The following is a 24,185-nucleotide window of genomic DNA, read 5'->3' on the forward strand; positions in this document are numbered from 1 at the left end:
GGCGGCGGTCAGCCACGGCGACACGATCAAGGCGATCCTCGCGGACGCGCTCGGCATGCACCTCGACCTGTTCCAGAGGCTCAGCGTCGGACCGGCGTCGGTGTCGATCATCCGCTACGGCGCGGGGCGGCCCGAGGTCGTCGCGATGAACACGGACGCCGGGGACCTGGGCTGGCTGCGGAAGGCGGCCCCCGTGGCGGACGCCGCCGTGGGGGGCGGGGCGGGGCACGAGTAGGCGCGGGTTCGGGAGGGCCGCTTCAGGGCTCGATCGAGCGGCAGGGACGCTGGTGCTCGGCAGCGGCGGATCTCGATGCGTCCGCTCCGCGGGGGGCTCGGTCAGCAGAAGAGACGGCGACTCGATCAGCAGGCCGCCCGAGCCCGACGCGCGCAGCCACTGCGGAGGCGGGCGCTCGTAGACTGAGGGCATGCCTCCGATCGTGCACGGATTCGACTGGCCCGATCGCGTCGTCGTGGGGACCGTCGGCTCACCCGGCTCGCGCTCCTTCTACCTCCAGGCCAAGACCGGGCCCCGCGTGGTCAGCGTCGGCCTCGAGAAGCAGCAGTCGGCCCTCCTCGCCGAGAAGATCGACGAGATCCTCGACCAGCTGATGACCGCCCAGGGCAACCCGGTCAGCGTCCCCGCCGGCACTCCCCCGGAGCTCGTCGACAACGACCCGCTCGACCAGCCCGTGGAGCCCGAGTTCCGCGTCGGCGGTCTCAGCCTCGGCTGGGACCCGTCCACCGCGCAGATCGTGATCGAGGCCTACCCGCTGACCGAGGCGGAGGACGACTCCGAGGAGGAGCCCGAGCCCACCGAGATGCTGCAGGTGAAGATCCCGGTCGGCACGGCGCGCGCCTTCGCGAAGCGCACCCTCGAGGTCGTCGGCGCCGGACGTCCGCTCTGCCCCCGCTGCGGCGAGCCGATGGATCCCGACGGGCACGACTGCCCGCTCGCATGAGCGACCCGGGCGGGCTCGACGGCGAGCTGGAGCTGGCCGGCCGGATCACGATCGCCTCGAACGCGACGTTCCTCGCGCAGCTCGGCGAGACGTCCGTCGTCTACAAGCCGATCTCGGGCGAGAAGCCGCTGTGGGACTTCCCGGACGGCGTGCTCGCGGGCCGCGAGGTCGCCGCCTACCTCGTCTCGGAGGCGCTCGGCTGGAACGTGGTGCCGCGCACGTGGCTCCGCGACGGTCCGCTCGGGCCGGGCATGGTCCAGCTCTGGCAGGACATCGATCCGGACCAGGACGCGGTCGACCTGGTGCCCGCCGACGCCGTGCCCGACGGATGGCGGCACGTCCTCGACGGCAGCGACGAGGAGGACCGGGACATCTCCCTCGTGCACGAGGACTCGACGGCGCTGCGCCGGATGGCCGTGTTCGACGTGGTCGCCAACAACGCGGACCGGAAGGGCGGGCACGTGCTCGCGCTGCCCGACGGCCACCGCTACGGGGTCGACCACGGCCTCACCTTCCACTCCGAGCACAAGCTGCGCACGGTCCTCTGGGGCTGGATCGGCGAACCGCTGCTCGAGGAGGAGCTGACGGCGCTGGCGCTCCTGCGCGCGCAGGTCGACGGACCGCTCGGCGAGGCGCTCTCGGAGCTGCTCACCGAGGACGAGGTCGCCGCGTTCGCGAAGCGCTGCGAGCGGCTCGGCTCCTTCGGCCGCTTCCCGGGCCCGCGGGGCGGGATGCCCGCGGTGCCCTGGCCGCTGTTCTGAGCCGGGCGCGGTCGGAGGTCAGGACGAACGCCGCAGGAGCGACGGGGACGCGCTGATCCTCAGCCGCGGGAGCGGATCCCTCCTGCCTCCTGAACCGCTCAGAAGCTCCAGCCGCGGCCGAACAGCTCCTCGCCCGGCGCTCCGCCGCCTCCCGGACCCGCGCCGCGAGCGCCGAGGTAGGAGGAGACGACGGCCGCTCCCAGGTCCTCCGCCTCCGGGTTCACCACCGAGCCGCCGACCCGGCGGGCGAGCGAGTCGATGAAGCGCGCGAGGCCCGAGTCGTCACCCAGGCGGAAGAACGTGGTGTGCGCGCCGAGGCGGAGCGACGCGTCGAGCTCGCGGACCGAGACGGCGACGGTCAGCGGGTCCGGCGGGTAGTCGAAGAAGACGCCGCCGTCGGGCTCGAGGTGCGCGGTCGGCTCGCCGTCGGTGACGATGAGCAGCACCGGCTGCGCGTTCGGGTGCTTGCGGAAGTGCCGGTTGGCCAGCAGCAGCGCGTGGTGCAGGTTCGTGCCCTTGTCCCATTCCGCGTCCAGGCCGACCAGCTGCTCGACGTCCATCACCTCGGCGCGTCGGCCGAAGGCGACGAGCTGCAGCGCGTCGTTGCGGAACCGGCTGCTGATCAGGGTGTGCAGGGCGAGCGCGGTGCGCTTCATCGGCACCCAGCGGCCGTCCATCGCCATCGAGAACGACGTGTCGACGAGGAGCGCGACGCAGGCCTGCGTCCGCGCCTCCGTCTCCTGCACCTCGACGTCGTCGATCCGGATGCGCACACCGGAGCCGACCGGTCGGCCCTCGCCGGCGGTGCGGGTGAGGGCGTTGGTCACCGTGCGGGGGATGTCCCAGGCCTCGGTGTCGCCGAACTCCCACGAGCGCGTCGCTCCGGAGCGCTCGCCCGCCGCGCCCGCGCGCCGGACGTCGCGGGCGCCCTGACGGCCGGAGACGGTCTCGGCGATGTCGCGCAGGAGCGCCTTCCCGAGCTGGCGCATGGCCTTCGGGCTGAGGGCGAGGCGGCCGTCGGAGCCGCGGCGCAGGGTCCCGGAGTCGCGCAGGGCCCGCTCCAGGCGCTTCAGCGTCTGCGCGTCGACCGAGGCGTCCTCGCCGAGGCGCTTCGCCAGCAGGTCGAGGTCGAGGTCGTCGAGGGAGGAGCGGTCCGTCTGCGCGAGCTGGTCGGCGAGGGCGTCGAGGTCGGCCAGCTCCTGGAACACGCCCGTCCCGTCGCCGAGGCCGAGCCCCTGCTCGCCGTCCATCCGCTCGGAGCCGCCCCAGTCCTCGCCGGGACGGAGCCCCCGCAGGGTCTCGTCGAGGCGGCCGAGGGACTGCATGAGCTCCGGCGTGCCGAAGGCCTCCTGGGCGAGCGCGTCGAGCTCGGCGCGCTGCTCGGCGGTCATCGAGTTGCGCATCCGCTGGGCCGCGGCCGCGCGGGCGGCGAGCGCGTCGATCAGCTCGTCCACCGACTCCGGTCCCTCGGGGAAGTACTCGCCGTGCTGCTCCATGAAGGCGCCGAACTGCTCGGGGGTGTCCTCCCCGCGCGCGTGCGCCTCGAGCAGCTCGTTCAGGTCGCGGAGCATCGCGTCGATCGCGGCCCGGTCCTCGTCGCTCGCGTTCTCGAGGGCCTGCTTCATCCCCTCGAAGCGCTGATCGAGCATCTCGCGGCCCAGGAGCTCGCGGATCCGCTCGAAGTCGGCGCGCGCCTCGGGGCTCTGCCAGCGGTAGTCGCGGAGCTCCGAGACGGCCGCGGCCGGTGAGGGCGGGAGGCTGTCGAGCTGGATCTCTGCGAGCGCGCGGTCGCCGTCGTCCATCTGCGTGTCGCGGGCGAGCTGCTTGCGCTCGGCGAGGACGGCCTTGTCGAGGAGCTCGCGGATCTCGCGGAGCGTGCCGTCGAGGTTGTTCCTCTGCGTGAGCTCGCGACGCCGCTCGGCGACGCGGGCGGCCAGGTCGTCCAGGCCCTCGCGGTCGCGGGTGCCACGGCGGAGGAACTCGCGCAGGGCGCGCTCGGGCGAGGTGCCGCCCATCACGTCCTCGCCGATCGCGTCGAGGGCCTCCTTCAGGTCGACCGGAGGAGCGAGCGGATCGGGTCCCCCGTCGTACTTCGCGTAGCGCGCGTCGCGCTTCAGCCGCCGGTTGCCGCGCGGAGCATCAGCCATAGACGGCCTCGCCCCCGCCCGTCTCCTTGCTCAGCTTGCGCGAGAGGTAGAGGCCCTCGAGGGCGAGCTCGACCGCTCCGGCGCGGCGCCCCTCCCCCACGGCGTCGAGGCGCTCGGCGACCTCGTCGTACACGCGGGCCTCGCCCAGCAGCGGCAGGCCGGCCAGGAACTCGCGGGCGGTCACCTGCTCGCCGGTCGTGATCATCGCGCCGTTCTCGACCGCCTCGACGAGCGGCCCGAGGTCGACGCCGCGCAGGTGGGCGCGGACGGTCTCGGCGGTGGCCTGACGGAGCAGGTGGTCGAGGATCTCGTCCTCGCGGCCCTCCTCCCCCGACTCGAATTCGATCTTGCCGCCGAGCACGTCGACGGCGGTCTCGAGGTCGATGGGGCGGGCGACCGCCTCCTCCTCGCCGCGGCGGGTGGCGCGGTGCAGGGCGGCGGCGGCGATGGTCTCGGCGCCGGCGATGGCGAAGCGGGCGCTGACACCGCTGCGCTGGTCGACGGAGCTCGACTCGCGCAGGGCCCGCGTGAAGCGGGCGAGGATCTCGATGAGCGCATCGGGCACGGTCGCGACGAGGTCCGCCTCCTGACGGATGACGGCGACCTCGTCGACGAGGGCGGTCGGGTAGTGGGTGCGGATCTCGGCGCCGAAGCGGTCCTTCAGCGGCGTGATGATCCGGCCGCGGTTCGTGTAGTCCTCCGGGTTCGCGCTCGCGACGACGAGGACGTCGAGGGGGAGGCGGAGGACGTAGCCGCGGATCTGGATGTCGCGCTCCTCCATCACGTTGAGCATGGCGACCTGGATCCGCTCGGCGAGGTCCGGCAGCTCGTTGATCGCGACGATGCCGCGGTGGCTGCGCGGGATGAGGCCGAAGTGGATGGTCTCCGGGTCGCCCAGGCTGCGGCCCTCGGCCACCTTCATCGGGTCGACGTCGCCGATGAGGTCGGCGACGCTGGTGTCGGGCGTGGCCAGCTTCTCGACGTAGCGCTCCTCGCGGGGCTTCCAGGCGACGGGCAGGTCCTCGCCCAGCTCCTCCGCTCGGCGGCGGCTCTCCGTGGTGATCGGCTCGTAGGGGTGCTCGCCGAGCTCGGACCCCGCGATGACGGGCGTCCACTCGTCGAGCAGGCCGACGAGGGTGCGCAGGAGGCGGGTCTTGCCCTGGCCGCGCTCGCCCAGCAGGACGATGTCGTGGCCGGCGATGACGGCGCGCTCGACCTGCGGGATGACCGTCTCGGCGAAGCCGTGCAGGCCCGGCCAGGGGTCGCGGCCCTCGCGCAGAGCATCGAGCAGGTTGTCGCGGATCTCGGTGCGGAGGCTCTTCTGCACGTGCCCGGAGGCACGGAGCTGGCCGAGGGTCTGGGTCGTCGGGCGCATCACCTCGGCAACGCTACGCCGCAGGTCCGACACGTGGTGGAGGTGCGGCGGATTCGCGGCGCGGGCTTGCGCGGGGGCCGCGCCGCGGACGGCTCAGCGCTCGAGGCGAGGGGCGGCGGCGAGCAGGCGGCGCGTGTACTCCTCCTGCGGTACGGCGAGGAGCGACGTGGCCGGCCCCGCCTCGACGATCCGACCCTCGCGCATCACGGCGATGCGATCGCTCATGTGCGCGATCACGCCGAGGTCGTGCGAGATGAGGAGGAGGGCGAGGCCGTGACGGCGCTGCAGGTCGTCGAGCAGGTCGAGGATCTGCGCCTGCACCGACACGTCGAGGGCCGAGACGGGCTCGTCGCAGATCAGCACGTCGGGGCGCGTCGCCAGCGCCCGGGCGATCGAGACGCGCTGGCGCTGACCGCCGGAGAGGGTCCGCGGCGAGCGCCGCTCCAGGGCGGGGTCGAGCCCCACGCTCTCGAGCAGCGCGGGCACGGAGGCGGCGCCGGCGTCGCGGAGGAGGCGGCCGACGCTCCAGCGCGGGTCGAACGAGGAGAGACTGTCCTGGTAGACGGCGCCGATCCGCGGGCGGCGGGGACGGCGGGAGCGCTCGGTCGCTGCCGACCACGGCTCGCCGAACAGCTCGACGGCGCCCTCGTCCGGACGCCGCAGCGCCAGCACGAGCCGGGCCACCGTGCTCTTGCCCGACCCGGACTCGCCGACGAGCCCGACGGTCTCGCCGCGCCGCAGCCGGAGGTCGACGTCGTCGACCGCGACCCGCACTCCTCCACCGGGCAGCGGGAAGCGGGCGGCGAGTCCGCGGGCCGCGACCACGACCTCCCCGGGGGTCTCGGGCGGAGTCGCCGGTGCGGTCGGGTCGGTGAGCCGGGAGCCGCGCGGTCGCCCGGCGGGGACGGCGGCCACGAGCGCGCGGGCCTCGGGGCTGCGGGGCGCGCGCAGCACCTCGGCCGCGGTCCCCTCCTCCACCACGCGGCCGTCGGCCAGCACGAGGATGCGGTCGGCGAGGCCCGCCACCACCGCGAGGTCGTGCGAGACCAGGACGAGCGCCCGGCCGCGCGCCTTCTGCTCGGCGAAGAGCTCGAGCACGCGGGCCTGGACGGTGACGTCGAGCGCGGTGGTCGGCTCGTCGGCGACGAGCAGCGGCGGATCGAGCGCCACGGCCGCCGCGAGGAGGGCGCGCTGGCGGAGCCCGCCGGAGAGGTCGCCCGAGCGCTCCCGCATCCGCTCGGCCGGCTCCGGCATGCCGACGCTCGCCAGGGCCTCGACCGTCCGCTGCGCGCGCTCGGCCGCGGGGAGGCGGCCGTGGAGGCGGAGCACGTCGCCGATCTCGCGGCCGATCGGGCGCAGCGGGTCGAGCGAGAGCAGCGCGTCCTGCGGGACGAAGCCGACGGATCCGCCGCGCAGCCGCCGCAGCTCCCGCTCGCCCGCTCCGACCACCTCGGTACCGCCGACGCGGACGCTCCCGGTCACGGCGCCTCCGCTCAGCCCCAGCAGCGCTCGCGCGGTGACGCTCTTGCCGGACCCGGACTCGCCGACGATCGCGACGCACTCCCCCGGGTCCACGCGGAACGAGACCCCGTGCACCACCTCGACTCCGTCGAAGGCGACCCGGAGCCCCTCGACGACGACCGCGCTCACCGCGCACCCCGCAGACGCCCGCCGAGGATCGTCGTCGCGATCGTGGTCAGCACGATCGCCAGTCCTGGGAACACGGTCAGCCACCACGCGCTCGCGAGGTAGGTGCGGCCCGCCGAGAGCATCGCGCCCCACTCCGGCGCGGGCGGCTCGGCGCCCAGGCCCAGGTAGCTGAGGGCCGAGGCCCAGACGATCGCCTGGCCGACGCCGAGGGTCGCCAGCACGGCGAGCGGCCCGAAGGTGTTGGGGAGGACGTGCCGGACGAGGATGCGGACGGGTCCGTGCCCCAGCACGCGCGCCGCCTCGACGTAGCCGGAGTCGCGGATGCCGAGCAGCTGCGTGCGCAGGATGCGGGCGTACCCCGGCGCGGTGGAGAGGCCGACCGCGATGGTGGCGGGGACGACTCCGGGACCCGTGACCACGATCACGAGCAGCGCGAGCAGGAGTGCGGGGAAGGCGAAGAGCACCTCGAGTACGCGGCCGATCACGCCGTCGACGACGCGGCCGCCGAACGCCGCGACCACCCCGAGCACCGCGCCGAGGACGAGGCCGATCGCGGTGGCGCTGGCGCCGATCAGGAGGGATGCGCCGGCCCCCGCGATGAGGCGGCTGAGGACGTCGCGACCGGACTCGTCGGTGCCGAGCAGGTGCGCGGCACCCGGTGGGGTGAAGGCGTCGCGCGGGGCGACGGCGAGCGGATCGGAGGGGGCGAGCAGCCCGGGCGCGACGGCGGCGAGCAGGAGCAGCACGACGAAGACCGCGGCCAGCACCTCGCCGGCGCGGAGGCGGGAGGCACCCCGGCGGAGCGGGCGGGCGGCGCGCAGCTCGAGCTCGCTCACGCGACCGCCTCCCGCCGAGCCAGCCGCGGGTCGATCACGCGCGTCAGCAGATCGGTGGCGAGCGTCACGACGATGTACGCCAGCGCCGTGACCAGCACGACACCCGTCACCACCGGCACGTCACGGACGGTCACCGCCGCGAGCAGAGTCCGGCCGAGCCCCGGCCTCGCGAAGATCGTCTCGACCACCACGGCCCCGCCGATCAGGTAGCCGAACGCCCAGCCCGAGAGCGAGACGCCCGGCAGGACCGCGTGGCGCAGGGCGTGGCGGGTGCGGACGCCGAGCTCGCCCTCGCCGCGCCCCCGAGCGGCGAGCACGAACGGCGACTCCAGCGCGTCGAGGAGGGAGCGGCGCATCACCTGGCCGAGGAAGCCCGCCAGCGGGATCGCGAGGGTGAGCGTCGGCAGCACCAGCCCGGCGGGCGACCCGGTGCTGACCGGGGGCAGCCAGCGCAGCGCGGTCGCGAAGACGGCGATCAGCACGGTCGCCAGCCAGAAGTGCGGGAGCGCGGCCGCCGTGAGCTCGAGGCCGGACCCGATCGCGGCGGCGAGCCGGCCGCCCCGGGTCGACCAGAGGGCGGTCGCCAACGCGAGGATCCATGCGGCGGTGAGCGCGAGCACGGCGAGCAGGAGGGTGCCGGGCAGCTGCTCGCCGAGGATCTGCGCGACCGGGGTGCGCAGGGAGTAGGAGGTGCCGAGGTCGCCGCGCGCGAGCCTGCCGAGCTGCACCAGGTACTGCACGAGGAGCGGCTGGTCGAGGCCGTACTGCTCCCGCACCGCGGCGAGCGCCTCCGGCGACGCCTGCGAGCCCGGACCGCCGAGGATCGCCTGCGCCGGATCGCCGGGGACGAGGCGGATGAGGACGAAGACGGCGGTCGCGACGGCCCACAGCACCACGAGGGCGCCGCCGAGGCGGAGGAGCACGCGGCGGATCATGCGGGCGGGCGTCCTCTCTGGTCGGGGCGGTGGAGGGGGGCGTCGTCGAGGTCCCTTCCCTCCGGAGCACGCGATGCGCGACCGACGGCGGCTACTCGACCAGCATGGAGGACGGATCCCTGCTGATCGAGCAGCCCGCGAAGCGGGCGTCTCGAGATCCGCCCGTCCCGATCGCGGGGTCTCGATGCGCCGCCGCGGCGGCTACTCGACCGGCGTGCGTCCGCTCATCGATCGGTGCAGGCGGCTCTGCGGAGCCGGGTCAGACCCAGGCGTCGGCGAACCAGGGGGTCGACACGGTGTCGAGGGCGACGAGGCCCTGGACGGCCGACCGGTGCAGGTAGTGGTTCTGCTGGTCGTAGAGCGGCAGGATCCAGTAGCCCTCGAGGACGATCCGCTGGGCCTGCTCGTACAGGTCGGCGCGGGCGTCCTCGTCGGTCGTGGCGCTCGCCTGCTCGAGCAGCGAGTCGAGCGCGGGGTCGGCGATCTGCGCGTGGTTGGCGAAGTAGCCGCTCGGCGCGGGGGTGATGCCCGAGGAGGAGTAGAGGATCCGCAGCACGTCGGGTCCGACCTTCGTGTACGGGGCGCTCACCAGCTCGTACTCGTTCGACGCGAGCGCGGTGTACCAGCTCGACAGGTCGAGCAGGCTGATCCGCACGTCGAAGCCGAGGGTCTTCGCCGAGGCCTGGATCTGCTCGAACAGCGACTGCTCGGCCGGGATCGACTGGTTGGTGCTGACGGGGAAGCGCAGCGTCAGCGGCGTGCCGTCCTTCTCGCGGATGCCGTCGCCGTCCGAGTCCACCCAGCCGGCCTTCTCGAGCAGGTCCTCGGCGGCGGCCGTCTCGGAGTCGGACCCGGCGTCCTCGAAGAGCGACGGGTCGGAGTACGCGGTCGCCTCGCGGCTGGACAGCGGGGAGTAGGAGCGCTCGGCGGTGCCGAAGAAGAGCGAGTCGATCGCGTCGTTCACGCCGACGCCGCGGACGAACGCCTCGCGGACGGACTCGTCGTCGAACGGCGCCTGGCCGGAGTTGAGCTCGAGGCGGTTGACCGAGCCGGGCCGGGGCGCGTCGAGCTCGACGAGGTCCGTGGCTCCGGTCGCGGCCTTCAGAGTGTCGGGCTGGGCGTTGTCGAGCACGTCGACCTCGCCCGACTGCAGCGCCGCGTAGCGGGTGGCGGAGTCGGGGATGAAGCGCCAGGTGATGCTCGCCAGGTGCGCGGGGCCCTCGTGGCCGTCCCCGGTCGGGCCGGTCGACGCGTCGTAGGCCTCATTGCGGGTGAGGGTCACGTGGTCCTGCTTGACCCACTCCGAGACGGTGAAGGGGCCGGTGCCGACGGGCGCCTCGCAGTTGGCCGCCTCGCCGCGGGCGATGCCGGCGGGCGACTCGATCGCGGTCCACGGCTGCGCGAGCGACTCGAGCAGCGCACTGTCCGGCGCGGTCAGGGTGAAGCGGGCGACGGTCGGCGAGACCGCGGTGACGGAGGCGACCTTCGCAACGGCGAGGTAGCCGGTGGAGGACTTGGTCGCCGGGTCCTGCAGGTGCGCGATGTTCGAGGCGACCGCCTCCGCGTCGAGGGCGGTGCCGTCGGTGAAGGTCACACCCTCGCGCAGGGTGAAGTCGTAGCTGAGCGCGTCGTCCGAGACGGTCCACGACTCGGCCAGCCACGGCGTGATGGTGCCGTCGGCGTCGCGCGAGACGAGCGACTCGAGCACCTGCGTCGCGAGGAGCGCCTGCGGGTAGTTGCCGCCGACGTGCGGGTCGAGGCAGGTGGGCTCGGCGTCGCCGGACGCGTAGGTCAGGGTCCCGCCGTCGACGGGGGTGCTGGAGGCGTCGGGCGTCTCGGCGGTGCAGCCGCTGAGCAGGAGCGCGGCGGCCGCGACGGCGGCGGGGAGGGCGAGGAGGCGGGAGCGCAGCGGCATGACGTCTTTCGTGGAGGGGTCGGGGGTGCACGCGTTTCTTGGACGCGACCCAGGAAACGCTAGCAGGGCGTGGAGGCGGCGGACGGGGATCGCTCGGATCCGTGGAGGAGCGCCCGGATCCCGCGCTGGGGAGGGACGAATCGCGCTGGCGGAGATCCCCGACGCGCCTGTCGGTGGGGATCGGCCTCCGCTCTCCTACTGTCGACGCATGACCTCCGCCGTGCTCGCCCTCCTGTTCGGCTCCGCCGTCGCCCTCGTGGGCCTCGTGCCCTGGGCCGCCCTGCAGTACCGGCGGCGCGGCGTCCTCGGGATCGGCAACGCGGTGCTGGCCTTCGCCGCCGTGGTCTACGCGCTCGCCCTCGTCACCTACACGCTCCTCCCCCTGCCCGACGAGGCGACGGTCGCCGCCGCCTGCCGCACCGGATCGGGTCCGCAGCTGCGCCTGTTCGCCTTCGTCGGCGACATCGCGAAGGAGGGCGGGATCGACGGGCCCCGCGCGCTGCTGACGAACCCCGCGTCCGCGCAGGTGCTCCTGAACGTGGTCTTCTTCGTCCCCCTCGGGATGCTCGTCCGCCACCTCGCTCTGCGCGGGCGCCTCGTCGCCGGGCTGATCGGCGGCACCGTCGCCGGCTTCGCCGTCTCGCTCCTCATCGAGGTCACGCAGCTCACCGGCGACTGGTTCCTCTACCCGTGCGCCTACCGGCTCTTCGACGTCGACGACCTGCTGGCCAACACGGCCGGCGCCCTGCTCGGCACCCTTCTCTCCCCCGTCCTCCTCCTCTTCACCCGCCGGGCCGAGGGCGCGGTGCCGGAGCTGGCCCGCCCGGTCACGATCCGCCGCCGCGCGTTCGGCATGTTCTGCGACGTTCTCGCGCTGAGCCTCATCACGGGCGCGCTCGTCTCGATCACCGGGGTCGGCCTCGTGCTCGCGGGGGTGGACACGCGCTCGAGCCCCGGGGACGTGATTCTCGGCGCCCTGCCGTTCGTCGCTCCGCTGCTCCAGCTGGTGATCGTGCTGCGGTCCGGACGGACCCTCGGCGAGACGGTGGTGCGCCTGCGTCCCGAGCCGCGACCGCTCCTCTGGCAGCGGCTCGTGCGCTGGGCGGCGGGATCGGGCGGCTGGTCGACCCTGCTCGCCGTCGAGGGCGGGTTCTGGTCGCTGCTCGCCTTCGTCCTCGCGGCGGCCGCGATGATCGGCCTGGTCGCGACACGGGGCCGCAGGGGGACGGCGAACGCGCTGGCTCGCCTCGACGTCGGGGACGAGCGGGCGGAGGCGCCGTCCGCCGTCCGGAAGACGGACTGAGAGGAGCCTGCCGGACGCCTTAGTCGACCGGTGGTCAGACCGACGCGCGGAGCCCCTCGACCAGGTCGTGCTGCGCTTCGCGGCCGGCCCGCGTGGGCACGAGCGGGTACACGTGGACCTGCCCGACGGCCTCGTGGAGCTCGAACGGGACCCCGGCAGCCGCCGCCCGCTCGGCCAGCACGTGGGCGTCCGGATTGAGGACGTCCCGCGTGCCGGTGAAGACGGTGAGGGGGCCGAGGCCCGCCAGGTCGCCGAACAGCGGGCTGACCACGGGATCGAGCAGGTCGAGGGCGCCGCGCCAGCTCTCGGCGAGGACGCGACCGCCCGGGGTGCCGAGCCAGGGATCGGTCGGCTGCACCTCGGGGATCCGCGGGTTGCTCCAGGAGAGGTCGAGCGCGGGCGAGACGAGGGTGGTGCGCGGCAGGACCACCCCGTCGTCGCGCAGGGCGAGAGCGGTCGAGAGGGCGATCTGGCCGCCCGCCGAGTCGCCGGCGAGGCAGGTCGCCCCGTGCCGCTCCAGACTCCGCAGCACCAGGGCGCGGACGCCGTCGCGCGCCTCGAGCGCCGTGCCGAAGGGCACGAGCGGGTAGATCGGGAGGGTCACCGCGACGGAGGCCTCGTCGGCGATGCGGGCGGCGAGCCACCAGTGCTGGGGCGCGATCTCGTTCACCCAGCCGCCGCCGTGGACGTAGACGACGCCGCCGCGGATCACCCGCGGGCGGATCGTGTAGACCGGCCAGGAGCCGACCTGCTCCACGTCGACGCGCACGCCGGGCCGGAGGCGAGGCGGCGGTCTGAAAGAGGCGGGACGGAGCGCGCGCTCCCGGATGCGGCGACGGGCTCCCTCCGCGCTGACGAAGGTGCGGTTCGCGCGGGCGAGCCGGAGCGCGAGCGGGACGAGGGCATCGGGGACGACGAGCGGCATCGCCCGAGCATCGCGCACCCCGGTGCGCAGCGGCTGGGCGGCGACGGACTGCGCGGCTTCGGACTCTGCGGCGACGGCCTCGGCAGCCACCGACGCGACAGCCACGGACTCCGCCGCTGATCCGCGGAGGTCGGAGGACGCGGCGCGGGCTCCGCGGACGGAGCGTCGGCACCCGCGGACGCAGCGTCGGAGACCGCGGACGACGCCCGGGCACCCCGCGCACAGCACGACGGCCCGGCCCGTGGAGGGAGCCGGGCCGGGGCCGCCGGTCAGCGTGGTGCCTGCACGCCCGCGGAGGGCGGGTCGGCAGCGACCTCGCTGTCGCCGTGCGCTGCGGGTCAGCGTCGCGCGGCGGAGCGGCCGGCGAAGCGGGTGTAGACGAGCAGGACGATGATCGCTCCGATGATCGAGCCGATGATGCCGGCGGGCTGGAAGAAGCCGTCCATCGGGTCGTGCTGGAAGATCAGGAAGCCGAGGAAGCCGCCGACGAACGAGCCGACGATGCCGAGCACGATGGTCATGCCGATGCTGATGCTCTGCTTCCCGGGGACGATGAGGCGGGCCAGCGCTCCTGCGATGAGTCCGACGACGATGAGGCTGATGATGAGACCGAGCATGGCGGTCGTCCTTCCGTTGTGCGGGCGGGGGCCCGCTGATCGGTTCCGCGGTTGCGGGACCGATGGCTACGCAACCACCCCGGAGGAGGCGGCGGTACACCCCTGGGGGTGTGCTCGCCCCGACGAGCCGTGCGGTAGCGTCCGACCATGACCCGCCGTGCGCCCCTCACCGTCGCGCTCGTCGACGACTACGACGTCGTCCTCACGGGCCTCGCGCACATGTTCGACCACTACCGCGACCGGGTGGTCGTCGCCGAGATCGACGCGAACGCCTCCCTCTCCGATCGGATCGACGTCGTCCTCTACGACTCGTTCGCCCAGCCGGAGTCGGACCACCACGAGATCGCGGAGCTGGTGCGCAACGAGCGGGCCGAGCACGTGGTCGTCTACACCTGGAACTTCGCGCCGACGCTCATCACGGACGCCCTCGAGCAGGGCGTCCACGGCTACCTCTCCAAGACCCTGCCGGCGCGGGAGCTGGTGGCCGCGCTCGAGCGAGTGGCGGCGGGCGAGGTCGTCGTCAGCGATCCTCCGCGGCGGGCGGGCAGCGCACCGGGCCTCGACTGGCCGGGCCGCCACGAGGGCATCACCGACCGGGAGTCGGAGATCCTCGCGCTCATCACGCAGGGCAAGAGCAACGCCGACGTCGCCGCGCTCACCTACCTCAGCCCCAACACGGTGAAGTCCTACATCCGCAGCGTCTACGGAAAGATCGGCGCGACCAGCCGCACGCAGGCCGTCCTTTGGGGCGTCGACCACGGCTTCACCCCCGACCACCACCGCATCGACCACTGGCTCGGCGGCCCCTGACCCGCGCCCGCGGGACGCCACTCCGGTACGCGACCCGCCGACGAACCCGCTCCCGGGAGGCGTCTCGCAGGAGGGGACGGGGGCGCACGCACCGCTACGGTATGGCCATGCCCCTCGACCGCGCGCCGACCATCCGCGACGTCGCGGTGCGGGCCGGAGTGTCGTACCAGACGGTCTCGCGGGTGCTCAACGACAGCCCCCAGCTGCGGCCGCGCACCCGGGAGCGCGTGCTCGCCGCGATCGAGGACCTCGGCTTCCGCCCCAGCGCCGCCGCCCGCGCCCTGGCGACGAGCCGCTCCGGCCTGATCGGGATCCTCGCCGCCGAGAGCCACAGCTTCTACGGCACCGCCACCGCGATGGCCGCGATCGAGCAGGCGGCGCGCGACGCGGGCTACCGGGTCCCGGTCGTGAACGCGGCGCCGGACGCGGAGTCGCTGGCCGACGGCCTCGCCCACCTGCAGCGGGAGTCGGTGGAGGCGATCGTGGTCCTCGCCCCGCAGGAGCGCGCGCTGGAGGCGATCGAGAGCCTCGCGATCGGCGTCCCCTCGGTGACGCTCGGCGCGACGGACCGCGGCGCCGACTCCCTGCTCCTCGTCGACCAGGCGGCCGGAGCGCGACTGGCCACCTGGCACCTCGTCGGCCTCGGCCACACCCGCATCGCGCACCTCGCCGGTCCGCAGCACTGGGTGGAGGCGCAGGCGCGGCTCGAGGGCTTCGGCGCCGGGATGAGCGCGGCCGGCCTCGACCCCGTCGCCGTCGTGGAGGGCGACTGGAGCGCCGAGTCCGGCTACCGCGCCGGCCTCCGCCTCCTCGGAGCCGCGCTTCTGCCGACCGCGGTGTTCGCCGGCAACGACCAGATGGCCCTCGGACTCCTGCACGCCTGCACCGAGCGGGGACTGCGCGTGCCCGAGGACCTCAGCGTCGTCGGCTTCGACGACGTGCCCGAGGCGGCGCACTACCAGCCGCCGCTGACCACCATCCGCCAGGACTTCGCGGAGGTCGGCCGCCGCACGATCGGCGTCGTGCTCGCGGAGCTGCGCGGCGAGGAGCCCGCCGTCGACCGCCCGGTGCCGCCAGTGCTGGTGGAGCGGGCGTCGACGGCTCAGGCCTGAGAAGCACCGGCCCCCGCCTCACCCCGCGTGCGGCAGCAGCACCTCCACGCGCCCCTCGCGCACCCGCGTCTCGAACCGCGGCTGCGGCGAGGTGGCCGGCCCCCGCAGCACCTCGCCGGTCTCGAGCGAGAAGGCGCTGCCGTGCCACGGGCAGGCGACGCACGCCTCCCCCGAGCCGTCCGCAGAGACCTCGCCCTCGTCGAGCGGGCCCGAGAGGTGGCTGCAGACGTTCGAGAGCACGTCGATCCGCTCGCCCCGCCGGAAGGCGAGCAGGGGGAGGCCCGCGACCTCCCTCCTCACCGGCGTGCGCTCCGGCAGGTCCGCCAGGGCGCCGAGCTCCTGCCAGCCGGAGGGGAAGCGGTGCGGCACGTCCTCCGCGTGGTTCGCCCCCGCCGCCTGGCGGTAGCTGAGGTGGCCGCCCAGGTAGCCGCCGCCTGACACGACGGCGAGCCCGAGCATCCCGAGCACCTTCCCGCTCGTGGTGCGCCCACGGCGGCGCTGCACCCACGACGCGGCGTAGAGGCCCGTCGCGACCACGTTGGCCGCCGAGTGCACCAGCCCGACGCGGGTCTGCTGCTCGTGCAGCTCCGACCAGTCGCTGAAGCCGGAGGCGGCGGTCGGCAGGACGCTGATCACGCCGACGCCGACGAGGGTCCGCGCCGCCCGCTGGTTCCCCGGCAGCAGGTCGAGCACCGCCGCCGACACCCAGGCGCCGGTGGGCACGAGGACGAGCAGCGGATGGACGGGGTGGCCGACGGGGACGCCGTGCAGCACGTCCCGCACCGGCTGCGGCCGGACCACCGCGTTCACGGCCCGCTTCACCCGGCCGACGAGCGGATCGAGGGCGGAGGCGTTCTCGAGGCGGGTGACGAGTCTGACGAGTCTGATCTCACGCATGCCTCATGCGACCAAGCGGGCGGCCCCGGCGGAAGGGGCTTGCGGCGGCGGAGGAGCAGTCGGACCCCGTCGGGCGGCCCCTCGCTTGCCGACCCCGAGCCGTTTCGCCTACGCTGACCCGGGGCTTTGTGAACGGTCACATCGCCCGAGCGAGGAGCATGATGGACCAGCGCAGGCCCACCCCCGCCGACGTGATCACGAGCGGCGCCACCGCCCTCGGCATCGAGCTCGGCTCCACCCGGATCAAGGCGTGCCTGGTCGACGCGGCCGACCCGTCCGTGGTCCTCGCCGTCGGCAGCCACGAGTGGGAGAACCAGTTCGTCGACCGCCGCTGGACCTACTCCCTCGACGCCGTCCACGCGGGCCTCCAGGCCGCCTACGCGGACCTCGTCGCCGACGCCTCGTCGCGCCACGGCGTGCAGCTCTCCTCCGTCGGGGCGCTCGGCGTCTCGGCGATGATGCACGGCTACCTCCCCTTCGATGCGGACGGCGGGCTGCTCGTCCCCTTCCGCACCTGGCGCAACACCAGCACCGGCCCCGCGTCGGCCGAGCTCACCGAGCTGTTCGGCGCCAACATCCCGCTGCGCTGGTCGCTCGCGCACCTGCACCAGGCGGTCCTCGACTCCGAGCCGCACGTCGAGCGGATCGACTTCCTCACCACCCTCGCCGGCTACGTGCACTGGCGCCTCACCGGCGAGAAGGTCCTCGGAGTCGGCGACGCCTCCGGGATGGTCCCGACCGACCCGGCGACCCGCGACTACGACCAGCGCGTCGTCGACCTCTACGACGCGCGCGCGGCCGGCGCCGTGAAGCCGCTGCGCGAGCTGCTGCCCGCCGTGCTCCCCGCGGGCGCCGACGCCGGCTCGCTCACCGCCGAGGGCGCGCTCCTGCTCGACCCCACCGGCTCCCTCCGGCCCGGCGCCCCGGCCTGCCCGCCCGAGGGCGACGCCGGCACCGGCATGGTGGCGACCAACTCCGTCGCCCCGCGCACCGGCAACGTCAGCGCCGGCACCAGCATCTTCGCCATGGTCGTCCTCGAGGGCCCCTTGGAGAGCGTCCACCACGAGCTCGACCTCGTCGCGACCCCCGCCGGCGACCTCGTCGCGATGGTCCACTGCAACAACGGAGCCAGCGAGCTCGCCGGCTGGGTCGGCCTGTTCTCGCGGTTCGCCGCCGCATCCGGCGGACCCTCCGATAGCGACGCCGTCTACGGCACCCTCTTCGCCGAGGCGCTCGAGGGCGAGGCGGACGCGGGCGGACTGCTCGCCTACAACCACCTCGCGGGCGAGCCGATCGCCGGGCTGGTCGAGGGCCGCCCGCTCGTCGTGCGCACCCCCGACTCGCGCCTCACGCTCGCCAACTTCATGCGCGCGCAGCTCTACGGCGTGTTCGGCACCCTGGCGCTGGGCATGCGCGTCCTCGCGGGCGAGGGCGTCCGGATCGACGAGATGTTCGCGCACGGAGGCATGTTCCGCACCGCCGGGGTCGCCCAGCGCTTCCTCGCCGGCGCGCTCGACGCCCCCGTCTCGGTCGCCGCGACCGCCTCCGAGGGCGGCCCGTGGGGCATGGCGGTGCTCGCCGCCTACCGCCTGCAGAGCGGCGTCGCGCTCGACGCGTACCTCACCGATCAGGTCTTCGGCGACTCCGGCTTCGAGACCGTCGCCCCCGACGCGGACGACGTCGCCGGCTTCTCCGCCTACCTCGAGCGCTACCGCGCCGGCCTCGCCGTCGAGCAGACCGCCGTCGAGACCCTCACCGACCCGCAGAACCAGGGAGCCACCGCATGACCACCCAGACCCCCGCCGTCGAGGAGGCGATCGCCCGCGTCCGCGAGGACGTCGCGCGGCTGCACTCCGAGCTCGTCCGCTACGGCCTCGTCATCTGGACCGGCGGCAACATCTCGGGCCGCGTGCCCGGTGCCGACCTCTTCGTGATCAAGCCCAGCGGCGTCTCCTACGACGACCTCGCGCCCGAGAACATGATCCTCTGCGACCTCGACGGGAACGTCGTCCCCGGCACCCCCGGCAGCGACCGCAGCCCCTCCAGCGACACCGCGGCGCACGCCTACGTGTACCGCGAGATGCCCGAGGTCGGCGGAGTCGTGCACACGCACTCCACCTACGCGACCGCGTGGGCGGCCCGCGCCGAGTCGATCCCCTGCGTCATCACCGCGATGGCCGACGAGTTCGGCGGGGAGATCCCCATCGGCCCGTTCGCGATCATCGGCGACGACTCCATCGGCCGCGGCATCGTCGCGACCCTCAGCGGGCACCGCTCGCGCGCGGTCCTGATGCAGAACCACGGCGTCTTCACCATCGGCAAGGACGCGAAGGACGCCGTCAAGGCGGCCGTCATGGCCGAGGACGTCGCCCGCACCGTGCACCTCGCGCGCCAGGGCGGCGAGCTCGTCCCCATCCCGCAGGAGTCGATCGACGCCCTGTTCGACCGCTACCAGAACGTCTACGGACAGAACCCCACCGGAGCCATCGCATGAGCGTGTACCAGAGCATCATCCCCGACCTCGCCACCCGCACCGTCTGGTTCCTGACCGGCAGCCAGGACCTCTACGGCGAGGACACCCTCCGCCAGGTCGCCGAGCAGTCGCAGGCCGTCGTCGCGCAGCTCAACGAGGCGAGCGCGATCCCCGTGACCGTCGAGTGGAAGCCGGTGCTGAAGAGCTCCGACGCCATCCGCCGCACCATGATCGAGGCGAACTCCGACGACTCCGTCGTGGGCGTCATCACCTGGATGCACACCTTCAGCCCCTCGAAGATGTGGATCCACGGGTTCGACGCGCTCGCCAAGCCGCTGCTGCACTTCCACACCCAGGCGAACGTCGCCCTGCCGTGGCAGGACATCGACTTCGACTTCATGAACCTCAACCAGGCCGCGCACGGCGACCGCGAGCACGGCTACATCCTCAGCCGGATGAGCGTGCCTCGGAAGACGGTCGTCGGCCACGCGAGCGACGCCCGCGTCACCGAGGCCATCGGCACCTGGTCGCGCGCGGCCGCCGGCTGGTCCGCCTCGCAGAGCATGAAGGTCGCCCGCTTCGGCGACAACATGCGCAACGTCGCCGTCACCGAGGGCGACAAGACCGAGGCCGAGATCCGCCTCGGCGTCAGCGTCAACACCTGGGGAGTGAACGAGCTCGTCGAGCGCGTCGACGCCGCCACCTCCGAGCAGATCGACGCCCTCGTCGCGGAGTACGTCGAGAGCTACGACGTGGTCCCCGAGCTGCTCCCCGGCGGCGAGCGCCACGAGTCGCTCCGCTACGGCGCCGCGGTCGAGATCGGCCTGCGCTCGTTCCTGGAGGAGGGCGGCTTCGAGGCGTTCACCGACAGCTTCGAGGACCTCGGCGGGCTCCGCCAGCTCCCCGGACTCGCCGTGCAGCGCCTCATGGCCGACGGCTACGGCTTCGGCGGCGAGGGCGACTGGAAGACGGCCGTCCTCATCCGCATCGCCGCCGTCATGGGCGCCGGCCTCCCCGGCGGCACCAGCCTGATGGAGGACTACACCTACGACATGACGCCCGGCGAGGAGCTCATCCTCGGCGCGCACATGCTCGAGGTGTCGCCGTCCCTGTCGTCGAAGCGCGCCTCGCTCGAGATCCACCCGCTGGGCATCGGCGGCCGCGAGGACCCGGTGCGCCTGGTCTTCACCGCCGACGCCGGCCCCGCCGTGGTGGTCGCCCTGAGCGACGTCCGCGAGCGCTTCCGCCTGGTCGCGAACAAGGTCCAGAACGTCGAGCCGCCGCAGACGCTGCCGCACCTGCCGGTCGGCCGCGCCGTCTGGCAGCCGGCCCCCGACTTCGGCACCAGCGCCGCCGCCTGGATCACCGCCGGTGCCGCGCACCACACGGTGATGACGACGCAGATCGGCCTGGAGGCGTGGGAGGACTTCGCCCGCATCGCCGGCGTCGAGCTCCTGGTGATCGACGAGTCGACCACCCTCCGCGGCTTCGAGTCCGACATCCGCTCGAACGCGGCGTACTACCGCCTGTCCCAGGGCCTGTAGATCCTGTGAGGCCGGACGGCCGGCTCCCTGCGGGGGGCCGGCCGTTCCGTCGTTCCCGGCGAGCCGCCGGGTCGGGGCGGGGGGCCCGCCGCCGAGACCGACCTGGATCACGTCCGCGATCGAGGGCGGATCGCCCGCTCCGGCCCGTTCGGCGCCCGCTGCAGCGTCCCGGCCCCGGTTGCGGACGCGCTCGCAGCACGACGGAGGCCGGAGGCCCGGACGGCCCTCGCGGGCAGTCGGTCCTTCCGGCCTCCGGGATGCAGGCGTGCGGCGGGCGGTCAGTCGCGCGAGGTCGAGAACGCCGCGTCGAAGGCGTCGGCCGGCGGCGTGATCGCGTTGAGCTTCCGCACGAAGGCCAGGGCCTCGGGGGCGCCGTCGAGGCGGTCCATGCCGGCGTCCTCCCACTCGACGCTGGTCGGGCCGGTGTAGCCGATCGCGTTGAGCGCGCGGAACACCGGCTCCCACGGGACGGCGCCGTGCCCGGTCGAGACGAAGGTCCACCCGCGGCGCGGGTTCACCCACGGCAGGTGCGAGCCGAGGACGCCGTTGCGGCCGTCGAGGTTGGTGACCGACTCCTTCACGTGAACGTGGAAGATGTGGTCGGCGAAGTCGAGCACGAACGCGACGCTGTCGAGCTGCTGCCAGACGAAGTGCGACGGGTCGAAGTTGAAGCCGAACGAGGCGCGGTGGCCGATCGCCTCGAGGGTGCGCTTGGCGGTCCAGTAGTCGTAGGCGATCTCGCTCGGGTGCACCTCGAGCGCGTAGCGGACGCCGACCTCCTCGAAGACGTCGAGGATCGGGTTCCAGCGGTCGGCGAAGTCCTGGTAGCCGGCGGCGATCCACTCGTCGGAGGCGGGCGGGAACATGGCCACGCCCTTCCAGATCGACGAGCCGGAGAAGCCGTTGACCTGCGTCACGCCGAGCGCGGCGGCGAAGCGGGCGGTGTCCTTGAGGTCCTGGGCGGCGCGCTGCCGGACGCCCTCGGGGTCGCCGTCGCCCCAGACGCGGTCGCTGAGGATGTCGCGGTGGCGCTCGTCGATCGGGTCGTCGCAGACCGCCTGGCCGGTGAGGTGGTTCGAGATCGCGAAGACCTGGAGGCCGTTGCGCTCGAGGATGTCCTTCCGGCTCTGCACGTACTCCGCGTCGTCCCAGCGCGCCACGTCGATGTGGTCGCCCCAGCAGGCGATCTCGAGGCCGTCGTAGCCCCACTCCCCCGCGAGGCGCGCCACCTCCTCGAAGGGGAGGTCCGCCCACTGGCCGGTGAAGAGGGTGATCGGTCGCGTCATCGCGGATTCCTAACTCTCGACTCCCGCGCGCCGTCGCACCGGGAGAGGTAATTTGAGGGTTCACGCAACATATCAGGCACTCCCGCGAGCCCGAAAGGAACCGATCATCGCCCCGATCGCCGGCGCACTGTCGCGCACGCCCACCCTCGTCACCGCCACTGCGGCCCCGACCTGGGAGGAGGGCCTGATCGTCGGCAGCGGCCGCGTCGGCGCCGTGGTGCACGGCCCGGCCGACGCGCTCACCGTCTCGCTGGCGCACGAGCGCTACTTCCTCCCCGTCAACGCGCGGCCCGCCGCCCCGGACCTCGCCCCGGTGCGGGACGAGCTGCGGAGTGCCCTGCTGGCCGGGGACGCCGACGCGGCGAGCGACCTGCTCGAGCGCGGGGCGCGGGCGAGCGGCTACGACGGCGGCCTGATCTGGACCGATCCGCTCGGGCTGTGCGCGACGCTGTCGATCCGCACGGCCGGCGGGGTCGCGTCGAGCCGGCGCCTGCTCGACCCGCTGCTGGGCGAGGTCGCGGTCGAGTGGACCGACCTCGACGGCGGGCGGCACGCGGTGCGGCTGATCGCTCCGCACGGGGGCGAGAGCGTCCGGCTGCGGGTGGAGTCGGAGCGCGACGGCGAGAGCACGGTCGAGCTCGGGCTGGGCGCCGGGGACGCGACCTCCTTCGACACGGGCGTGCCGGACGCGTCGGCCGTGGTCGAGGCGACGGTCGAGGGCGGTGCGGTCGGGCGGCTGCTGGCCGTCGCCGGGACCGGGAGCGCCGAGACCGGGGGCGAGCGGATCCGCGCGACGGTCACCGCGGCGACCGGGGCGCCGTGGGACGTGGAGGGCGTCGTGACCCGCTCGACGGTGCCGGTCGCGGCCGGGGCGGGCGCGCTCCTCCGCGTCGATCTGTCGCTGGCGGGCGACGAGCCGGCGAGCCGGGAGCGTGCGGGCGGCGAGTCGACGGGCGACGACGCCTCGTGGGCGGAGCTGCGCGAGGCCCAGCGCCACGGGCACGGCCGGCTGGTTGGCGCCTCCTCCCTCGATCTCGCCGGCGCCTCCTCCGCGGTGCTCACCGAGGACCTCTGGGAGGAGGCGCGTGCCGGCGACGAGGGTGCGCGCCGCCGCGTCGTCGAGCTGGCGTACCTCAGCGGCCGCGCGAACATCGTCGCGTCGACCGGCGAGCTGCCGCCGACGCTGCAGGGCGTCTGGCAGGGCACCTGGCGGCCGGCCTGGTCCGCCGACTACACGCTGAACGGCAACGTGCAGAACGGCGCGATGGCGGGGATGATCCCGACCGGCACGCCCGAGCTGGCGCTGTCGATCCTGGAGCTGGTGCTGCCGCACCTCGACGACTACCGCGAGAACGCGCGCCTCGTCTACGGGGCGGAGGGGATGCTCCTGCCGTCGCGGATGTCGACCCACGGCCGCGCCGACCACTTCGCGGCGAGCTACCCGCACCTCTTCTGGACGGGCTGCGGCGGCTGGGTGCTGCGCCTGGCCGCCGACGCCGTCGCGGCCACGGGAGACCGCGGCATCGTCGACGACCGGCTGTGGGAGCTGGCCGAGGGCGTGCTGCGCTTCGCCGAGACCGGGACGACCGTGGTCGACGGGGTGCGCCGGATCGTCCCCTCCTACTCCCCCGAGAACACACCGGGTGGTGCGCGCTCGCCGATAGCGGTCGATGCGACGATCGACGTCGCCGTGCTGCGGGACGCCGCGCGGGCGACGGCGCTGCTCGGCCGGGCCCGCGGCGACGACTCGCTCGACGAGCGCTGGGCGCGGGTGGTCGCGGAGCTGCCAGAGTACCGGGTCGCCGAGGACGGCACGCTGGCGGAGTGGATCGACCCGCGGTTCGCGGAGGAGATCGCGCACCGGCACGCGTCGCAGCTGTACCCGCTCTGGTACGCGGGCGACGCTGCCTTCGAGGGCCCCGGCGCCTCCGCGGTGCGGCTTCGGGCCGCCGCGGCGGCGACGGTGGCGGCGAAGATCGCGTGGCGGGCCGAGGCGCCGACCGCTCCTCCCGGGCGGATGGAGATGGCGTTCGGGCTGGTGCAGGTGGGCGTCGCGGCGGCGGCGCTGGGTGACGGGGAGGCGGCGCTGACCTGCGCGGAGTGGCTCGCGGTCGAGCACTGGTCACCGACGCTGACGACCCGGCACGACGCGGGGCGGATCTTCAACCTCGACGCCAGCGGCGGACTGCCGGGGCTCGTGGCGGCGATGCTGCTGGGATCGGATGACGAGACGCTGACGGTGCTGCCGGCACTGCCGTCCGCGTGGGCGCGGGGTGCCGTGACGGGGCTGCGCGCGCGCGGCGGGGTGGTCGTGGACCGGCTGGAGTGGTCGCCGGGGCGGGCGACGCTGCGGGTGCGGCGGGTGCCGAGCGCGGAGTGGCTGGCACCGGCGGGCGGGACGCGGGTGCGCACGCTGCGCGACGCGGTGCTGCGCGTCGACGGGCGCGAGGTGTCGGGCGGGCTGGAGCTCGGTGCGGAGGCGGTGCGCGTCGACGTGGAGTGGCGCGGCTGAGGGCGCTGCGGAGGGTCCGGCTGCGGCACGCGGAACGAGCTCCGGTCCGCCGACGGAGGCGGAGCAGCGCAACGGGTGTCGTCCCCGCTGGCCGCCGGACCCGCCGTCTGGCCGCGTCGACGGGAGAA

20 protein-coding genes are annotated in these 24,185 nt (G+C 74.2%); 10 read left to right on the forward strand and 10 right to left on the reverse strand.

All coding sequences use genetic code 11. The features are described from left to right. From C5C82_RS12205 to C5C82_RS12215, 3 genes are all read left to right on the forward strand, one after another. Positions 1–235: histidine phosphatase family protein (locus tag C5C82_RS12205; RefSeq protein WP_181134444.1), on the forward strand; the 235-nt coding region annotated here is incomplete at its 5' end. A 190-nt stretch (positions 236–425) separates the two neighbouring features. Continuing rightward, on the forward strand, positions 426–959 hold the full coding sequence (locus tag C5C82_RS12210) for a DUF3090 domain-containing protein (RefSeq protein WP_104225051.1): 534 nt from the start codon (positions 426–428) through the stop codon (positions 957–959). Beyond that, positions 956–1,720, forward strand: a complete 765-nt coding sequence (locus tag C5C82_RS12215) for an SCO1664 family protein (protein ID WP_104225050.1) — start codon at positions 956–958, stop codon at positions 1,718–1,720. Before C5C82_RS12210 ends, C5C82_RS12215 begins: the two co-directional genes overlap by 4 nt. Positions 1,721–1,818: 98 nt before the next feature. Here the strand turns inward: C5C82_RS12215 and C5C82_RS12220 are convergent, their stop codons facing one another. From C5C82_RS12220 to C5C82_RS12245, 6 genes are all read right to left on the reverse strand, one after another. Beyond that, entirely contained in the window at positions 1,819–3,867 is a 2,049-nt protein-coding gene (locus tag C5C82_RS12220) for a VWA domain-containing protein (protein WP_104355157.1), read from the reverse strand. Beyond that, entirely contained in the window at positions 3,860–5,242 is a 1,383-nt protein-coding gene (locus C5C82_RS12225) for a magnesium chelatase (protein ID WP_104233651.1), read from the reverse strand. Before C5C82_RS12225 ends, C5C82_RS12220 begins: the two co-directional genes overlap by 8 nt. Before the next feature lie 93 nt (positions 5,243–5,335). Beyond that, positions 5,336–6,892, reverse strand: a complete 1,557-nt coding sequence (locus tag C5C82_RS12230) for an ABC transporter ATP-binding protein (RefSeq protein ID WP_104295977.1) — start codon at positions 6,890–6,892, stop codon at positions 5,336–5,338. Then, positions 6,889–7,728: an ABC transporter permease gene (locus C5C82_RS12235; RefSeq protein ID WP_104233649.1), complete on the reverse strand. Its 840-nt coding sequence runs from the start codon at positions 7,726–7,728 to the stop codon at positions 6,889–6,891. The genes C5C82_RS12230 and C5C82_RS12235 overlap by 4 nt, the downstream gene beginning before the upstream one ends. Beyond that, positions 7,725–8,663, reverse strand: coding sequence for an ABC transporter permease (locus C5C82_RS12240; RefSeq protein WP_104233648.1), 939 nt, complete (start codon positions 8,661–8,663; stop codon positions 7,725–7,727). Before C5C82_RS12240 ends, C5C82_RS12235 begins: the two co-directional genes overlap by 4 nt. Positions 8,664–8,922: 259 nt before the next feature. Beyond that, a complete protein-coding gene (locus tag C5C82_RS12245; RefSeq protein ID WP_104233647.1) occupies positions 8,923–10,578 on the reverse strand; it encodes an ABC transporter substrate-binding protein in 1,656 nt (551 codons plus the stop codon). A 208-nt stretch (positions 10,579–10,786) separates the two neighbouring features. Between C5C82_RS12245 and C5C82_RS12250 the strand changes: the two genes are divergently transcribed. Then, a complete protein-coding gene (locus C5C82_RS12250; RefSeq protein WP_181067821.1) occupies positions 10,787–11,881 on the forward strand; it encodes a VanZ family protein in 1,095 nt (364 codons plus the stop codon). A gap of 34 nt (positions 11,882–11,915) precedes the next feature. Here C5C82_RS12250 and C5C82_RS12255 read toward each other — a convergent pair whose 3' ends face one another. Further along, positions 11,916–12,911 carry an alpha/beta hydrolase gene (locus C5C82_RS12255; RefSeq protein ID WP_258066100.1) on the reverse strand — a complete coding sequence of 332 codons (996 nt, stop codon included), beginning with the start codon at positions 12,909–12,911 and terminating at the stop codon, positions 11,916–11,918. A 233-nt stretch (positions 12,912–13,144) separates the two neighbouring features. Continuing rightward, positions 13,145–13,423: a GlsB/YeaQ/YmgE family stress response membrane protein gene (locus tag C5C82_RS12260; RefSeq protein ID WP_104225042.1), complete on the reverse strand. Its 279-nt coding sequence runs from the start codon at positions 13,421–13,423 to the stop codon at positions 13,145–13,147. 147 nt (positions 13,424–13,570) lie between these two features. Between C5C82_RS12260 and C5C82_RS12265 the strand changes: the two genes are divergently transcribed. After that, positions 13,571–14,233 (forward strand): response regulator transcription factor, encoded by a 663-nt coding sequence (locus C5C82_RS12265; protein WP_104233645.1) that lies wholly within the window; start codon positions 13,571–13,573, stop codon positions 14,231–14,233. Between the two features lie 107 nt (positions 14,234–14,340). Beyond that, on the forward strand, positions 14,341–15,345 hold the full coding sequence (locus C5C82_RS12270) for a LacI family DNA-binding transcriptional regulator (protein WP_104262311.1): 1,005 nt from the start codon (positions 14,341–14,343) through the stop codon (positions 15,343–15,345). A gap of 18 nt (positions 15,346–15,363) precedes the next feature. On the opposite strand, the gene C5C82_RS12275 is transcribed toward C5C82_RS12270, so the two are convergent. Further along, positions 15,364–16,242, reverse strand: coding sequence for a Rieske 2Fe-2S domain-containing protein (locus tag C5C82_RS12275; protein WP_104355158.1), 879 nt, complete (start codon positions 16,240–16,242; stop codon positions 15,364–15,366). A 161-nt stretch (positions 16,243–16,403) separates the two neighbouring features. Here C5C82_RS12275 and C5C82_RS12280 point away from each other — a divergent pair, with 161 nt between their 5' ends. From C5C82_RS12280 to araA, 3 genes are read left to right on the forward strand one after another with little or no spacing between them, the layout of a single operon-like run. After that, positions 16,404–18,029 carry a xylulokinase gene (locus C5C82_RS12280; protein WP_104233642.1) on the forward strand — a complete coding sequence of 542 codons (1,626 nt, stop codon included), beginning with the start codon at positions 16,404–16,406 and terminating at the stop codon, positions 18,027–18,029. Next, positions 18,026–18,736 (forward strand): L-ribulose-5-phosphate 4-epimerase, encoded by a 711-nt coding sequence (locus C5C82_RS12285; protein WP_104224687.1) that lies wholly within the window; start codon positions 18,026–18,028, stop codon positions 18,734–18,736. Before C5C82_RS12280 ends, C5C82_RS12285 begins: the two co-directional genes overlap by 4 nt. Further along, on the forward strand, positions 18,733–20,259 hold the full coding sequence (gene araA, locus C5C82_RS12290) for an L-arabinose isomerase (RefSeq protein WP_104233641.1): 1,527 nt from the start codon (positions 18,733–18,735) through the stop codon (positions 20,257–20,259). The genes C5C82_RS12285 and araA overlap by 4 nt, the downstream gene beginning before the upstream one ends. A gap of 278 nt (positions 20,260–20,537) precedes the next feature. Here araA and C5C82_RS12295 read toward each other — a convergent pair whose 3' ends face one another. Continuing rightward, positions 20,538–21,545, reverse strand: a complete 1,008-nt coding sequence (locus C5C82_RS12295; protein WP_104355159.1) for a sugar phosphate isomerase/epimerase — start codon at positions 21,543–21,545, stop codon at positions 20,538–20,540. A gap of 52 nt (positions 21,546–21,597) precedes the next feature. Between C5C82_RS12295 and C5C82_RS18200 the strand changes: the two genes are divergently transcribed. Continuing rightward, complete coding sequence (locus C5C82_RS18200; RefSeq protein WP_104355160.1) at positions 21,598–24,057, forward strand: glycoside hydrolase family 95-like protein; 2,460 nt, start codon at positions 21,598–21,600, stop codon at positions 24,055–24,057. Positions 24,058–24,185: the final 128 nt, after the last annotated feature.

Origin of the sequence: Rathayibacter sp. AY1D5, from assembly GCF_002932515.1 — a bacterium.
Lineage (GTDB): Bacteria > Actinomycetota > Actinomycetes > Actinomycetales > Microbacteriaceae > Rathayibacter.